At 72.6% G+C, this 14,346-nt stretch carries 15 protein-coding genes; 5 read left to right on the forward strand and 10 right to left on the reverse strand.

Annotated features, from left to right (window positions below):
• Positions 1-39: 39 nt before the first annotated feature.
• From AB0K07_RS15490 to AB0K07_RS15505, 4 genes are all read right to left on the reverse strand, one after another.
• A complete protein-coding gene (locus tag AB0K07_RS15490) occupies positions 40-648 on the reverse strand; it encodes a thymidine kinase (RefSeq protein WP_231931215.1) in 609 nt (202 codons plus the stop codon).
• A gap of 162 nt (positions 649-810) precedes the next feature.
• Positions 811-2,205, reverse strand: coding sequence for an MFS transporter (locus tag AB0K07_RS15495; protein ID WP_363755463.1), 1,395 nt, complete (start codon positions 2,203-2,205; stop codon positions 811-813).
• Between the two features lie 17 nt (positions 2,206-2,222).
• On the reverse strand, positions 2,223-2,990 hold the full coding sequence (locus AB0K07_RS15500; protein ID WP_363755465.1) for a glycerophosphodiester phosphodiesterase: 768 nt from the start codon (positions 2,988-2,990) through the stop codon (positions 2,223-2,225).
• Positions 2,991-3,060: 70 nt separating this feature from the next.
• The gene (locus AB0K07_RS15505) at positions 3,061-3,834 is read right to left on the reverse strand and encodes a lysophospholipid acyltransferase family protein (protein ID WP_363755467.1); all 774 of its coding nucleotides are present in this window, start codon (positions 3,832-3,834) and stop codon (positions 3,061-3,063) included.
• Positions 3,835-4,023: 189 nt separating this feature from the next.
• On the opposite strand from AB0K07_RS15505, the gene AB0K07_RS15510 reads away from it, so the two are divergent.
• The 4 genes from AB0K07_RS15510 to AB0K07_RS15525 all read left to right on the forward strand — a co-directional run bounded on the left by AB0K07_RS15510 (position 4,024) and on the right by AB0K07_RS15525 (position 8,127).
• The gene (locus AB0K07_RS15510) at positions 4,024-5,439 is read left to right on the forward strand and encodes a cytochrome ubiquinol oxidase subunit I (RefSeq protein ID WP_363755469.1); all 1,416 of its coding nucleotides are present in this window, start codon (positions 4,024-4,026) and stop codon (positions 5,437-5,439) included.
• Positions 5,440-5,454: 15 nt separating this feature from the next.
• Complete coding sequence (cydB, locus tag AB0K07_RS15515; RefSeq protein ID WP_363755471.1) at positions 5,455-6,453, forward strand: cytochrome d ubiquinol oxidase subunit II; 999 nt, start codon at positions 5,455-5,457, stop codon at positions 6,451-6,453.
• Between the two features lie 80 nt (positions 6,454-6,533).
• A complete protein-coding gene (locus AB0K07_RS15520; RefSeq protein WP_363755473.1) occupies positions 6,534-7,724 on the forward strand; it encodes a GNAT family N-acetyltransferase in 1,191 nt (396 codons plus the stop codon).
• 166 nt (positions 7,725-7,890) lie between these two features.
• The gene (locus AB0K07_RS15525; RefSeq protein WP_363755475.1) at positions 7,891-8,127 is read left to right on the forward strand and encodes a winged helix DNA-binding protein; all 237 of its coding nucleotides are present in this window, start codon (positions 7,891-7,893) and stop codon (positions 8,125-8,127) included.
• An 18-nt stretch (positions 8,128-8,145) separates the two neighbouring features.
• Here AB0K07_RS15525 and AB0K07_RS15530 read toward each other — a convergent pair whose 3' ends face one another.
• The 3 genes from AB0K07_RS15530 to AB0K07_RS15540 form a co-directional block, all read right to left on the reverse strand.
• Complete coding sequence (locus tag AB0K07_RS15530; protein ID WP_363755477.1) at positions 8,146-8,835, reverse strand: hypothetical protein; 690 nt, start codon at positions 8,833-8,835, stop codon at positions 8,146-8,148.
• A gap of 83 nt (positions 8,836-8,918) precedes the next feature.
• Entirely contained in the window at positions 8,919-9,380 is a 462-nt protein-coding gene (locus AB0K07_RS15535) for a peroxiredoxin (protein ID WP_363755479.1), read from the reverse strand.
• 45 nt (positions 9,381-9,425) lie between these two features.
• Positions 9,426-10,259, reverse strand: a complete 834-nt coding sequence (locus AB0K07_RS15540; protein ID WP_363755481.1) for a patatin-like phospholipase family protein — start codon at positions 10,257-10,259, stop codon at positions 9,426-9,428.
• A gap of 89 nt (positions 10,260-10,348) precedes the next feature.
• On the opposite strand from AB0K07_RS15540, the gene AB0K07_RS15545 reads away from it, so the two are divergent.
• Positions 10,349-11,077 (forward strand): SDR family oxidoreductase, encoded by a 729-nt coding sequence (locus AB0K07_RS15545; RefSeq protein WP_363755483.1) that lies wholly within the window; start codon positions 10,349-10,351, stop codon positions 11,075-11,077.
• A gap of 43 nt (positions 11,078-11,120) precedes the next feature.
• On the opposite strand, the gene AB0K07_RS15550 is transcribed toward AB0K07_RS15545, so the two are convergent.
• From AB0K07_RS15550 to zwf, 3 genes are all read right to left on the reverse strand, one after another.
• Complete coding sequence (locus AB0K07_RS15550) at positions 11,121-11,246, reverse strand: hypothetical protein (protein ID WP_363755485.1); 126 nt, start codon at positions 11,244-11,246, stop codon at positions 11,121-11,123.
• Positions 11,243-12,664 carry an OFA family MFS transporter gene (locus tag AB0K07_RS15555; RefSeq protein WP_363755487.1) on the reverse strand — a complete coding sequence of 474 codons (1,422 nt, stop codon included), beginning with the start codon at positions 12,662-12,664 and terminating at the stop codon, positions 11,243-11,245. The genes AB0K07_RS15550 and AB0K07_RS15555 overlap by 4 nt, the downstream gene beginning before the upstream one ends.
• A gap of 294 nt (positions 12,665-12,958) precedes the next feature.
• Positions 12,959-14,338 (reverse strand): glucose-6-phosphate dehydrogenase, encoded by a 1,380-nt coding sequence (gene zwf / locus AB0K07_RS15560; RefSeq protein WP_363755489.1) that lies wholly within the window; start codon positions 14,336-14,338, stop codon positions 12,959-12,961.
• Positions 14,339-14,346 lie beyond the last annotated feature (8 nt).

Genomic DNA, 14,346 nt, shown 5'->3' on the forward strand with positions numbered 1-14,346 from the left:
CTCCGGACCGCCGCACCCCGCCCGGCCTGACCGGGGTGGTCAGTCGCGGGGGCCGAGGTCGCCGCTGCGGTAGTGCCGCCGGCAGAGCACCTGGTAGCGCACCTCGGCGGTGTCCACGGTGTCGCCGATGACGACCTGCGCGCCCTCGCGGACCACCCGCCCGTCGACCACCCGGGCGTTGAGCAGCCCTTCGCGGCCGCACCAGCAGAGCACTTCGACCTGGATGCGGGCCACCTCGTCGGCCAGCTCGAACAGTCGCTGGGTGGCGGGGAACAGGCAGGACCGGAAGTCGGTGGCCAGACCGAACGCGAACACGTCCACGTCGTAGCTGTCGACCAGCTCGGCCATCTGCTCGACGTGCTCCACGGTGTAGAAGCACGCCTCGTCGCAGATCAGGTAGTCGACGCGTTCCCCCTCGGCCCACCGGCCCCGGACCAGGGCCCGCAGGTCCAGGTCGTCGGTGACCTCGATCGCCTCGTGCGCCAGACCGATGCGGGTGGTGACCTGGGGGCCCAGCGACCGGTCGATGCGGGTGGTGACCAGCCCGCGCCGGCCCTGCCGGGCGTGGTTGTAGTTCATCTGCAACGCCATGGTGGACTTGCCGCAGTCCATCGGCCCCCAGAAGAACTTCAACGCCGCGGCGTGCACCGGACGCCCGTCGAGCCCGCGCGCCGCCGCGCACCCGGCCGGAGCGTGCGGCTGGCCGGGGAACGGGTGGGCCAGGCAGGTCGGGGTGGCAGCGGCGTCGTCGGTCACGGTCGGGCAGCCTATCTGATCGACCAGGGCCGATCCGGCGGGCGCGGCCCGTGGTCAGAGCACCCGCGGTGGGGTGTTCCCGGCGGCGACGATGGCCCGGCGGATCGGCACGGCCAGCAGGAGCAGGAACCCGACCACGAAGAAGATCAGCAGGGAGACCAGGCCCACCCGGTACGAGGCGGTGAGCTGGAACACCAGGCCGAAGGCCAGCGGGCCGAGCCAGCTGGTGCCCTTGTCGCTGATCTCGTAGAAGCCGTAGTACTCGCCCTCCTTGCCGGCCGGGATGAGCTGGCTGAACAGCGACCGGCTCAGCGCCTGGCTGCCGCCGAGGACGAGGCCGATGGCCGCGCCGAGGACCATGAACGGCACCGGCGCCTCGGCGGGCAGCCGGAATGCGCCGATGATCACACCGGTCCAGAGCACCAGGCTGAGCAGCACGGTCTTCCAGGCGCCGATGCGCCGGGCCAGCGCGCCGAGGCTCAACGCGCCGCCGAAGGCGAGGAACTGCACCAGCAGGATCGTGACGATCAGGTCGCTCTGCTGCAGCCGCAGCTCCTCGGTGCCGTACTGGCTGGCGAGGGTGATGACGGTCTGGATGCCGTCGTTGTAGACCAGGAACGCGAGCAGGAAGAACAGCGTCAGCGGGTACGCCTTGACCTCGCGCAGGGTGTGGCCCAGCTGCCGGAACCCGTCGGTGAGCACGTTGCCGCCGCGGGCCAGCGCCGCCGCCGCGCTGGGGCGCTCCCGCAGCCAGCGCAGCGGCACCAGGGTGAACGCCGCCCACCACACTCCGGCGGAGACGATCGACCAGCGGGCCAGGTCCAGGGTGCGTTGCGGGTTGTCGTCCTCGCTGAACAGGGTGACCGCCACCAGGTTGAACGCCAGCAGCAGGCCGCCGCCGAGGTAGCCCAGCGCCCAGCCGCGGCTGGAGATGCCGTCGCGTTCGTCCGGGCCGCCGAGCTGCGGCAGGAACGAGTTGTAGACCACGACGGCCGCGCCGAAGGAGATGTTGGCGATCAGGAAGAGCGCCCCGCCGAGCAGGTAGCGGTCGCCGGTGACGAAGGCCATCGCGACGGTCGCGCCGGCGCCGGTGAACGCGGCCCCGCCGAGCAGCCGCTTCTTGTGCGCCGACCGGTCGGCGATCGCCCCGATGACCGGCAGCACGAACACGGTGAGGAACACCGACAGCGAGATCAGGTACGGGTAGTAGGAACCGGCGGCGACCCGGATGCCCAGCGGGTGCACGTACCCGTCGCAGGTGTCCGCGCCCAGCTCACAGCCGGCGGCCAACTCGGCGACGGTGGTGAGGAACGGGCCCAGGAACACCGTGATGACGGTGGTCTGGAACGCGGAGTTGGCCCAGTCGTAGATGTACCAGCCGCGGCGCTCGCGGCGCGTGCTCGCCGGTGGCGGGGTGTCGTCCACCGTGGGGGTCACGGTCTCGGCCATCGGGGGTCCTTCGCCGGTCAGGCGGCCCAGTGGCCGCGGCTGCGGTAGACGTCGCGCAGCACGCCGACGTGATCGGTCATGATGCCATCCACACCACGATCCAGTAAGTCGTGCATCTGGGCGGGTTCGTCGATCGTCCAGACGTGCACCTGCAGGCCGAGTCGGTGGCAGTAGTCGAGGAACCGGCGGTCCACCACCGGCACCCGCCCGTAGCTCGGCGGCACCTGCGCGGCGACCACCGACGGCGGCAGCCGCAGCGGGCGGCCGTGCAGCGAGGCCAGCCGCAGCCGGGCCACGCCGCGCATGCCCAGGCTGGTCGCGACCCGCCCCTCGGTGAGGGCGCGCAGCCGGGTCAACCGGGCGTCGCTGAACGAGGCGAGCAGCACCCGGTCGGCGGCGCCGACCCGGGTCACCGTGGCGACCGTCGGCTCGACGCCCCCGTCGGCCTTCACGTCGATGTTGAACCGCACCTGCGGCCACGCGCCCAGCACCTCGTCGAGCCGGGGTACGACGGCGGCACCGCCGACGCGTACCGAGGCGAGGTCGGCCCAGCGCAGGTCGGCGATGCGCCCCGGTTCGCCGGTGACCCGGCGCAGTGTCGGGTCGTGGAAGATCACCGCCACCCCGTCGGCGGTGGCGTGGACGTCGGTCTCCACGTACCGGTAGCCCAGCCCGACGGCGCGGGCGAACGCCTCGGTGGTGTTCTCGTCGCCCTCGGCGGCGCCGCCACGGTGGGCGAACGCCAGCGGCGCGGGCGCGTCGAGGTAGCCGAATCGGGTCAGCACGCAGGGCAGTATGCCGGTGGTTGGTGGCCGGCGGATGGCCGGCCGGCGTCTGCCGTCCTCCCGGGCAGGGTCAGCCCGCGCGGCGGCGGTGTGACCTGCTGGGATCGCTCGGGCGGCCGGGGTCGACGTGCCGGGGTCGGTCGGGTTCGTCCGGGCGCAGCGGGGCGAGGGCGTCGGTGATCGCGTCGATGATCCGGTGGGTGGCCCGGTGGGCCGCGCCGGGGCTGCCGGCGGTCGCCTCGCCCAGGTCGACGGGCGCGCCGAAGTGCACCCGGATCACCGGGCGGCGCCACAGCGCGCGGGCGACGCCGCGCAGCATTCCCTTCGGCGCCCGGTAGGGCAGCACCTCGTGGGCGCCCCACTGGGCGACCGGGATGACCGGGGCGCCGCAGGCCAGGGCCAGCCGGGCGGCGCCGGTCTTGCCGCGTTCGGGCCACATGCCGGGGTCCAGGCCGATACGCCCCTCCGGGTAGATGAGGATCACCGAGCCCCCCGCGACGGCGGTGGCGGCGGCGTCCAGTGCCGGGTGCACGGCGGTGGTGCCCCGGTCGACGCGGATGTGCCCGGCGTGGCGCATGGCGGCGCCGATCACCGGGGCGCGGAACAGTCCGGCGGTCGCCATGATCCGGGGGGCGATGCCGCGGGTCTGGCAGGCGGCGGCCATGACCACGGGGTCGAACGGGCTGATGTGGTTGGCGGCCAGCACCAGCGGGCCGCGGCGCAGGTGGGCGGGAACGTCGCCGGTGACCTCGATGCGGGCCAGCAGGCCGACCAGGGCCCGGGCCAGCAGTTGGGCGGCGCGCCAGATCAGCGGGGGTTGCCAGGGGGAGTGCGCGGTGTCCATCAGCGCGCCATCGTCGCACGCGGCGGTGGGCTCGCGAGGGCGGGTCGGCGGGTTTCCCGGGGCCTGCCGACCCGGGTGATCAAGGTCATTGGTCCCGGGCCGGTTCGGGCCGCTCGGCCCTGCCCATTCGTCTACGACGAGCAGTAGTATTTACTACGTCTCGTAGTATGCAATGGCTGGGGGTTCCAGGTGGACGCGTTGGACGTTGCCCGCTGGCAGTTCGGTGTCACCACCGTCTACCACTTTCTCTTCGTGCCGCTGACCATCGGCCTGTCCGTGCTGGTCGCCATCCTGCAGACGATGTGGCACCGCACCGGCAACGAGCGCTACCTCAAGCTCACCAAGTTCTACGGCAAGCTGTTCCTGATCAACTTCGCGATGGGCGTGGTCACCGGCATCGTGCAGGAATTCCAGTTCGGCATGAACTGGAGCGACTACTCGCGCTTCGTCGGCGACATCTTCGGCGCACCCCTCGCCATCGAGGCGCTGGTCGCGTTCTTCCTCGAATCCACCTTCATCGGCCTGTGGATCTTCGGGTGGGACCGGCTGCCCAAGCGGGCGCACCTGGCCAGCATCTGGGCCGCCGCGATCGGCACGAACCTCAGCGCGTACTTCATCCTCGCCGCGAACTCGTTCATGCAGAACCCGGTGGGATACAAGGTCAACCCGGACACCGGCCGCGCCGAGCTGACCGACTTCCCGGCCGTGCTGACCAACAAGGTCGCCCTGATCACCTTCCCGCACACCCTGGCCGGCTCGTTCCTCGTCGCCGGGTCGCTGGTCGCCGCCGTGGGCCTGTGGCACCTGATCCGCAACCGCGACTCCGCCGACACCGGCGCCTACCGCTTCGCCACGAAGTTCGGCTCCTGGGTGGTCCTGGTCGCCTCCGCCGCCGTGCTGTTCACCGGCGACATCCAGGGCAAGATCATGACTGACGTGCAGCCGATGAAGATGGCCGCCGCCGAGGGCCTCTACACCACCGAGAGCCCCGCCTCGTTCTCCGTGCTCACCGTCGGCAGCCTCGACGGCAGCCGCGAGGTGTTCGCCATCAAGATCCCGTACCTGCTGTCCTACCTCGGCACCGGCGACCCCAACGGCACCGTGCACGGCATCAACGACCTCCAGGCCCAGTACGCCACCCAGTACGGCGCCGGCAGCTACACCCCGATCATCCCGGTCACCTACTGGAGCTTCCGCTTCATGATCGCCTTCGGGATGGCCGCCGCCGCGATCGCCCTGCTGGTGCTCTGGAGCCAGCGCAAGGGCCGTACGCCCACCAGCAGGTGGCTGCTGCGCGCCGGGCTGGCCATGCCGGTGCTGCCACTGCTGGCCAACTCCTTCGGCTGGATCTTCACCGAGATGGGCCGCCAGCCGTGGATCGTGTTCGGCGAGATGCTCACCCGCAACGGCGTGTCCCGCAGCGTCTCGCTGGCCGAGGTCCTCACCTCGTTCACCGCCTTCACCCTGATCTACGCCACCCTCGCCGTGATCGAGGTCAGGCTGCTGCTGCGCTACGCCCGCGCCGGCGTGCCCGACGTGAGCGAACAGCCCCCCATCGACGACACCACCGACGACGCCGAGCGTCCGCTCGCCTTCGCCTACTGATCACCGGAGCCTGCCGTGGACCTCACCACCATCTGGTTTCTCCTCGTCGCCGTGCTCTTCACCGGCTACTTCATCCTGGAGGGCTTCGACTTCGGCGTCGGCATGCTGCTGCCGGTGCTCGGCCGCGACGACCGTGAACGCCGGGTCCTGATCAACACGATCGGCCCGGTCTGGGACGGCAACGAGGTGTGGCTGATCACCGCCGGCGGCGCGATGTTCGCCGCCTTCCCCGAGTGGTACGCGACCCTCTTCTCCGGCTTCTACCTGCCGCTGCTGCTGATCCTGCTGGCCCTCATCGCCCGCGGGGTGGCGTTCGAGTACCGGCACAAGCGCCCCGAGGCGTCCTGGAAGCGCCGCTGGGACGCGGCGATCGTGATCGGCTCGCTGCTGCCGGCGATCCTGTGGGGCGTCGCCTTCGCCAACATCCTGCGCGGGGTGCCGCTGGACGCCGACCACGAGTACGTCGGCGGCCTGCTCGACCTGCTGAACCCGTACGCCCTGCTCGGTGGCGCGACCACCCTCGCGCTGTTCCTCACCCACGGCGCGGTGTTCCTCGCCCTGAAGACCACCGGTGACATCCGCGAGCGGGCCGGCGCCCTCGCGGTGCGCCTCGGCGTCGGCGCGGCCGTGCTCGCGGTGGGCTTCCTGACCTGGACGCTGAGCATCCGCTCCAGCGCGGCCGCCGTCGTGCTCGCCGTCGGCGCGGCCCTCGCCCTGCTCGGTGGCCTCGCCGCCGCCCGGGTACACCGGGAGGGCTGGGCGTTCACCGGCACCGCCGTGGCGATCGGCCTGGCGGTGGCGACCCTGTTCGCGGCGCTGTTCCCCAACGTGCTGCCCTCCACCCTGGACGCCGCCGGCACGTTGACGGCCACCAACGCCGCCTCCACCCCGTACACCCTGAAGATCATGACCTGGGTGGCGGTGATCTTCACGCCGGTCGTGCTCGCGTACCAGGGCTGGACCTACTGGGTGTTCCGCAAGCGGATCGGCGTGGCCAACATCCCGCAGCACTGACCGCCGGAGGTGCGGGGCGACGCCGGCCCCGCACCGAAAACTCGGCGGTGGACGAAGATCCAGGCCGCTAGGGTGTGCCGATGCCCGCCACCGTGCACGTCCGCGAACTCACAGCCGACGACCTCACCGACGCCTGGGACCTGGGCCGGCTCGCCTTCGGGTCCGACCCGCAGCGCGCGCCGCACGCGACCGTCGAGGTGCCCGGGCTGACCCGTTACGGCGCGTTCGACGACACCGGCCGGCTCGTCGGCAAGGCCGTCGACCTGCACCACGACCAGTGGTGGTCCGGCCGGCGGGTGCCGGCGGCCGACGTCGCCGGCGTGGCGGTGGCCCCCGAGGCCCGCGGCCGGGGCGTGGCCCGCGCCATGCTCGGCGCCCTGCTGCGCGGCGCCCGCGAGCGGGGCGCGGCGATCAGCGCGCTGTACCCGACGGTGGCCGCCCCCTACCGCGCCTGCGGCTGGGAGGCGGCCGGTGTGCTGCGCGCCGTCGACCTGACCACCGCCGCCCTGCCCCGGCACCGGCCTGCCCCGCACCTGACCGTCCGTGCCGGCACGCCCGCCGACCTGCCCGCCGTCGCCGCCCTGTACGAGCGGGTCACCCGGCACCGCAACGGCCCGCTCACCCGCCGGGGCGAGCTGTTCGACTTCTTCGCCGCCGGCGGTGGACTGCCAGGTGACGCGCTCACGCTCGTCGAGGACGGCGGCGACCTGGTGGGTTACGCCAGCTGGGAACGGGGTCGGGGTTACGGCGCCGACTCGGTGCTGACCGTCCAGGAGGCCCTGGCCACCACCGCCGACGCGGCCCGGGAACTCGTCGGCGTGCTGGGCAGTTGGGCCAGCGTCGCCCCGACCCTGCGGCTGTACCCGCTCGACGGCGACGCCGTCGGCGTCCACCTGCCGCTGGAGGCGGCCCGGGAGCACAAGCGGGACCTGTGGATGCACCGGCCGGTGGACGTGGCGAGGGCGGTCGGCACGCGCGGCTGGCCCGCGCACGCCCGGGGCAGCGTCGACTTCGCCCTCACCGACGAGCTGGCCGACTGGAACACGGGCACCTGGCGGTTGAGCGTCGCCGACGGCGTCGGGGAGCTGACCCGGATCGGTGGCGAGGCCGACCTGCGGCTGCACGTACGCGGGTTCGCGCTGCTCTACGCCGGCGCCGCCCGCGCCCGGTCGGTCACCGAGGCGGGCCTGGCGCACGCCGCCGGCGCCGACCCGGACGGCCTGGACCTGCTGGGCGTCGGGGGCCCGGCGCAGCTGCTCGACTACTTCTGACCGACCACCGCGGCGGCGCCCGGCCCGGCCGGGGTCGTCGCGAGCTCGGCGTTCGCGCGCTGGGTGAGCAGGGTGAGCACCTGGCCGAAGCTGACCCCGAGCGGAGCCACGGCCCGCTCGAGCAGGGCCCGGGTGGCGTAATGGGTCTGGCCGATGACCTGACGTCGTGGCGGCCATCAACGACCTGGCCGGTCGGGGACTCGTCGTACGAGCCCCCGACCCGGCCGACCGCCGCCGCAACGTCATCAGCCTCACCGAGAGCGGCGCCGACGAGGCACGCCGGATGACCCGGACCGTCGAGCGGGTCCAGCAGGAACTGCTCGCCCCGCTGTCCGCCGCCGAACGTGACCAGCTCATCCGGCTGCTCACCCGGCTGCTCGAGCACCACAGCGGCCGGGACTGACCCGACCCGCCGGAACCGTCAGCGGGCCTCGCGCAGCTCCGCCAGCCGCGCCTCGATCTCGGCCAGCTCGGCGCGCAGCTTCTCCGCCTGCTGCTCCGCCTCCGCGCGCTCGGTGCCGAGGATCTGCTCGACCGCCTCCTGCACGCCCGGCACGTCGACCAGCGCCACCATCTTCAACGCCTCGGCCGGCTTCACCACGTACGGCTTCGCGAGGGCCTTGCTGCCCTGCTGCGCGGCGACCGTCCACTCGCCCTCGGCGTACGCCAGCGTCACCGTCAGACCCGCGGGGCCCTTCGGCTTCACGGCCTTGACCGCCCGCCGCGCCGGCGCCTTCTCCACCTGCTCCACCTTCGGCTCCTCCCGCCGCGGCGCCGGCACCCGCGGCGTGTCCAACACGAACTCCGGCTCCGCCACCGCGGGCGGCTGCTCCTGCGCCGGCGGCTCCGGCTTGGGCTCGGCGAGCCGGCGAGCGGCGCCCTTGGGGGCCATCGCGAGATCAGCGGGGGCGAACGGCAACTCGTCGCGACCGAAGCGCACCACCACGAACTCGTCGGACACCTCGGGATCGGTCAGCTCGACCACCTGGCCGACCTGACCGGCGATCTGCCCCGCCGATGCGGTGAACACCACCCTGGGCCGGCGGCCCGCCGCCAACGCCTCCCGCAGGCTCTGCACCTCGTCAGTGGACAAACCCTGGCCGGCATCCATCACAACCCTCTTCCGTACACCTGTTTGATTGCTGTCTTGATACCAGCCCGCTGCGACACCCGCCGCACGGGGCTCACGCCCGCTCAGCCGCCCAACGCCCGCAACGCCCGGTCGGCGTGCTCGTTCATGCTGACCTCGCTGTGAATCACCTCGACCACCCGCCGGTCCGCGCCGATCACGAACGTCATCCGCTTCATGCTCAACGGCCCCAACGGCAGCCGCCGCCGCACACCGAACCGCTGCGCCACCGCACCGTCCTCATCCGACAACAGCGGATAGTCGAACCCGTGCAGCCGGGAGAACTCCGCCTGCCTGGCCACCGGATCGCGGCTGATGCCCACCCGGGTCGCGCCCACCGCCGCGAACTCCGCCGCCAGGTCACGGAAATGGCAGCTCTCCGCGGTGCAGCCCCGGGTCATCGCCGCCGGGTAGAAGAACAGCACCACCGGCCCCGCCGCCAGGAACTCCGACAGCCGGCGCGGCGCGCCCGTCTCGTCCGGCAGCTCGAAGTCCTCCACCACGTCGCCGACACCCACACCCGCCACCGCGCACCTCCGTTGTCCGATCCGACGCGCGGTGAGCGTAAGCGATCACGCCCAGAGCGCTGTCACCTCATCCACCACCGCCGCGGCCTGCGCCCGCCCGGCCCGTGCGGAGCCGGCCCGCCGCGCCGGGTCCAGCACGTTGCGGCCGATCGCCGTGCGCGCGGCCGCGTCCGGCGTCACCACCGCGAGCCGCGCACCGCCCGCCTGCAACCCGGCGACCTGCGCCGACAGCCGTGGCATCGGCCCGAACGCCGCCGACGTCGGCGCGACGACCAGCACCCGCTGCGCCCCCGCCGCCAGATCCGCGTTCACGGTCGAGCGCATCCCGCCGTCGACGTAACGGCTGGCGCCGATCGTCACCGGTGGCCACACCCCGGGCACCGCGCAACTGGCGCCCACCGCGTCCACCAGGGACACGCCGCTGTCGCGGTCGAACACCACGAACTCACCGGATTCCGCGTCCACCGCCGTGACCAGCAGCCGCTGCTCCGGCCACTGCGACGTCGGCAGCCGGGCCTCGATCACCGCGCGCCGCGACGCCTCCGACGGGGTACGCGCCGCCACCGCCATCGCCCCGATCCGCGCCCGCGACCGCACCGGGTCACGGGTGCGACCCCCGGCCCACACGAGCCGCGCCACCGCCGCGAACCCCATCCGTGCCGGCTGCTCGCCCGTCGGCGGGGCCAGCTGTGCCTCGTACAACTGCTCCAGCGGCACCCCGGAGCACACCTGCGCGCCGACGACCGAGCCCGCGGACGTGCCGACCACCAGATCCGCGTCGGATACGGGCACGCCCCGCTCGGCCAGCCCCGCCAGCAGCCCCACCTCCCAGGCCACGCCCGTCACCCCGCCACCCCCGAGCACCAGCGCCCGCTCCATGTGACTCTCCTCTCGACGACCGGTCCGCGCCGGTCACGGTAGCGTCGGCAGCGCCGGCGCGCAGCCGTCAGACACCTCGGGGAGGCACCGTGGCACCTGTCACCGTCATCACCGGCGGGGGTCGCGGCATCGGCGCGGCAACCGCCCGCCGTCTCGCCGCGGCCGGCCACCACATCGCCCTGTGCTACCGCCGCGACCACGCCGCCGCCGACGCCGTCCTGGCCGATCTGCGGGCCACCGGCGCGCAGGCCGTCGCGCTCCGCGCCGACACCACCGACCCGGACCAGGTCGGCGCCCTGTTCGACGCCGCCGCGCAGCTCGGCCCGCTCACCGGCCTGGTCAACAACGCCGGGGTCACCAGCCCCATCGGGCCGTTCACCGAGCTGCGCGTCGACGACCTGCGCCGGGTCGTCGACGTCAACCTCGTCGGCTACGTCCTCTGCGCCCAGCAGGCCGCCCGCCGGATTGCCGACGGCGGGGCGATCGTGAATGTCTCGTCCGCCGCCGCCACCCTCGGCAGCCCGGGGGAGTACGTCCACTACGCCGCCGTCAAGGCCGCCACCGACACCCTCACCGTCGGCCTGGCCAAGGAGCTCGCCCCGCGCGGCATCCGGGTCAACGGGGTGGCCCCCGGCATCGTGCGCACCGACATCCACGCCGACTCCGGCGTCCCCGACCGCGCCGACACGGCCGTGGGTCGCATACCGCTCGGCCGTGCCGGCGAGCCCGACGAGATCGCGGCCGCCATCGCCTGGCTGCTCGGCCCGGACGCCTCGTACGCCACCGGCACCGTGCTGCGCGTCTCCGGCGGCCTGTGACCGGTGGTGGGTGCCGCGTCGACACGGCACCCACCACCGCCGCTCAGTGGGTGAACAGCTTCGCGGCCGTGATCACGGTCTGCGCCACCCCGTAGCCCAGCAGCGCGGCCACCACCAACCAGGAAATCCACAACCGGGCCTGCTGCCCGGACCGTCCGTCCCCGCTCATCGGGTCGCGCTCCTCTCCGCCGCCACCGGCGTCGTGTCGTCGTCTCCGTCCGCACCGCTGGCCGGCTCGTGGTACCGCTCCGGCACCGCCGTGATGAGCAGGTTCGCCACGAAGCCCACCGCCAGCAGAGCGACCATCGTGAACAGCGCCGGCCGGTACGCCGCCGCCGTCAACGTGCCCGGCTTGCCCTCCGCGTCGAGGAACCCGTTGACGATCAGCGGGCCCGCGATCCCCGCCGCCGACCAGGCGGTCAGCAGCCGACCGTGGATCGCGCCCACCTGGAACGTGCCGAACAGGTCCCGCAGGTACGCCGGCACGGTGGCGAACCCACCGCCGTAGAACGACAGGATCACGCACGCCAGCAGCACGAACAGTGCTGTGGCCGTCTGCCCGAACAGGGCCAGCAGCGTGTACAGCACCATGCCGACGCCCAGATACACCATGTAGATCGGCTTGCGCCCGATCACGTCGGAGGTGGACGACCACGCGAACCGTCCGGCCATGTTGAACAGCGACAGCAGACCCACGAACCCGCCGGCAGCCGCCACCGACACCGCCGACGTGCCGTTGTCGCGGAAGAAGTCCTGGATCATCGGGCTGGCCTGTTCCAGGATCCCGATGCCCGCCGTCACGTTGCAGAACAGCACCACCCACAGCAGCCAGAACGACCGGGTCCGCACCGCGTTGGCCGCCGACACGTTGGCCGTGGTGACCAGCGGCTTCGCCGCCACCGTCGCCGGGTCGAAGCCGGCCGGACGCCAGTCCGGCGCCGGCACCCGCACGTTCGCGACCCCGAACATCATGATCACGAAGTAGCCCAGGCCGAGCGTCACGAACAGCCACACCAGCGCGCTGCCCGACGCCGTCGACCCCGCGTTGGCCGGGTCGTAGCCCGGGTCGTAGAACGACAGCAACTGCCGGGACAGGGGAGAGGCCACCATCGCGCCTCCACCGAAGCCCATGATCGCCAGGCCGGTCGCCAGGCCGGGGCGGTCCGGGAACCATTTGATCAACGTGGAGACGGGGGAGATGTACCCGATCCCCAGACCGATGCCGCCGAGCAGCCCGTACCCCAGGTACAGCAGCCACAGCTGCTTCGTGGCGATGCCCAGTGAGCCCACCAGGAAGCCCGCCGCCCAGAAACAGGCCGAGACGAACATCGCCTTCCGTGGCCCGTTCGCCTCCACCCACGTCCCGGCGACCGCGGCGGACAACCCCAGCATCACGATCGCGATGCTGAAGATCACGCCGATGGCGGTCTGGCTGGCGTCGAAGTGGGCGATCAGCGAGTTCTTGTAGACGCTGGTCGCGTAGACCTGGCCGATGCAGAGGTGGATGGCCAACGCCGCGGGGGGTATCAGCCAACGGCTGTACCCGGGCGGTGCGACGGTGTGCCGACGATCGAGCGCGGAAAGCATGAGCTGCTTCCTCTCCGAAGCGGACGAGAAACCTGCTCATCACTTCCCCACACCGCAGCGCGGGGGCAAACCTCACCATCGCCGGACGGTCGCTCCGGTGAGCTGAGCGGTCACTCAGCCCTTTGGAGGGGTACCGGTCACCGCGCGCCACGCCTGTCCGGGCTACGACCCGCTACGCGCGGCCCCCTTTGCTCTGCTTACACGGGCGCACCAGTGACGACCCGTTTCTGTTGCGTCGGTGTAAGCAGAGCAAAGGACGCGCCGCGAGCAACGCCCGGCACGCCCGCGTCGTTGCTACCGCAGCTGCGGGGTGTGCCAGCCGCCGGCCAACGCGTCGGCGTCCGCCGGGCCCCAGCTGCCCTTGTCGTACGGCTGCACCGGCGCCGCCAGATCCAGGATCGGCTCGACGACGCGCCACTCCTGCTCGATCGTCTCCTCGCGGGCGAAGCGCAGATGCTGCCCGTCCATCGCGTCGTCGAGCAGCCGCTCGTACGCCTCCTGACGGTGACCGAGCGCCGCGCCGAAGTCCACGGACAGGTCCACCGGCCGGCTCGCGACCTCGGCGCCCGGGCTCTTCGCCTGGATCGACATCGTGATGCCGTCGCCGCGACCGAGCCGGAAGCGCAGCAGGTTCGCGGGCGCCTCGGCCCCGCCCTCGGCGCGGATGAGGGAGCGCCGCGGCTGCTTGAACTCGACCACCACCTCGGTCGCCGTTCCCGGCAGGGACTTGCCCGCCCGCAGGTAGAAGGGCACACCCGCCCACCGGGGGGAGTTGACCGTCAACCGGGTCGCGACGAACGTCTCCGTGTTCGAGTCCGGCCGCACGCCCGGCTCGTCCCGGTAGCCGGCGTACTGCCCCCGCACGGTGGTCTCCGGCGACAGCGGCTCGATCTGCCGCAGCACGGCGACCTCCGCCTCGCGGAACGCGTCGGTGTCGTCCGCGACCGGCGGTTCCATGCCGATCAGCGCGACGACCTGCAGGATGTGGTTCTGCAGCACGTCGCGGGTGGCGCCCACCGTGTCGTAGAAGCCGGCGCGCCCCTGGGTGCCGAAGCCCTCGGCGAGCGTCACCTGGATGTTGTCGATGTGCTCGTTGTTCCACAGCGGCTCGAACAGCCGGTTGGCGAACCGGAAGGCGTAGAGACCCTCGACGGCCTCCTTGCCCAGGTAGTGGTCGATGCGGAACACCCGCTCCGGGTCGAATGCCGCGCGCAGCGTGCGGTCCAGCTCGTGGGAGGACGCCAGGTCCCGGCCGAACGGCTTCTCCACGATCACCCGGCCCCGCTCGGCCAGACCGGCCGCCGCCAGACCCTCGACGACGGCGCCGAACACCGCCGGGGGGATCGCCAGATAGAAGATCGGGCGCTCGGCGTCCCGCAGGCGCTGCGCCAGCCGCTGGTACGTCACCGGGTCCGCGTAGTCACCGGAGATCATCGAGAGGTTGCGGGCCAGCGCGTCGAAGGTCTCGTCGTCGATCTCGTCGTTGGCCTCGGCGACCGACTTTCGGGCCGTGGTGACGAGTTGCTGGTCGTCCCAGGGGGAGCGGGCCACGCCGATCACCGGGACGTCGAGGCGGTCGCGCCGGGTCAGCTCGTACAGCGCCGGGAAGAGCTTCTTCGAGACGAGGTCTCCCGTGACGCCGAACAGCACTACCGCGTCTGAGCGCACGTGCATGGTACTTC

Source organism: Micromonospora sp. NPDC049301 (assembly GCF_040678715.1).
In the GTDB taxonomy this organism is placed as follows: domain Bacteria; phylum Actinomycetota; class Actinomycetes; order Mycobacteriales; family Micromonosporaceae; genus Micromonospora.

What these genes read in the sequence shown, in the direction of transcription:
- AB0K07_RS15550 (WP_363755485.1), bottom strand. Translation starts at nt 11,246, where the DNA reads ATGAGCGGGGACGGACGGTCCGGGCAGCAGGCCCGGTTGTGGATTTCC.
- AB0K07_RS15555 (WP_363755487.1), bottom strand. Translation starts at nt 12,664, where the DNA reads ATGCTTTCCGCGCTCGATCGTCGGCACACCGTCGCACCGCCCGGGTAC.
- AB0K07_RS15495 (WP_363755463.1), bottom strand. Translation starts at nt 2,205, where the DNA reads ATGGCCGAGACCGTGACCCCCACGGTGGACGACACCCCGCCACCGGCG.
- zwf (WP_363755489.1), bottom strand. Translation starts at nt 14,338, where the DNA reads ATGCACGTGCGCTCAGACGCGGTAGTGCTGTTCGGCGTCACGGGAGAC.
- AB0K07_RS15540 (WP_363755481.1), bottom strand. Translation starts at nt 10,259, where the DNA reads ATGGAGCGGGCGCTGGTGCTCGGGGGTGGCGGGGTGACGGGCGTGGCC.
- AB0K07_RS15520 (WP_363755473.1), top strand. Translation starts at nt 6,534, where the DNA reads ATGCCCGCCACCGTGCACGTCCGCGAACTCACAGCCGACGACCTCACC.
- AB0K07_RS15530 (WP_363755477.1), bottom strand. Translation starts at nt 8,835, where the DNA reads ATGGATGCCGGCCAGGGTTTGTCCACTGACGAGGTGCAGAGCCTGCGG.
- AB0K07_RS15505 (WP_363755467.1), bottom strand. Translation starts at nt 3,834, where the DNA reads ATGGACACCGCGCACTCCCCCTGGCAACCCCCGCTGATCTGGCGCGCC.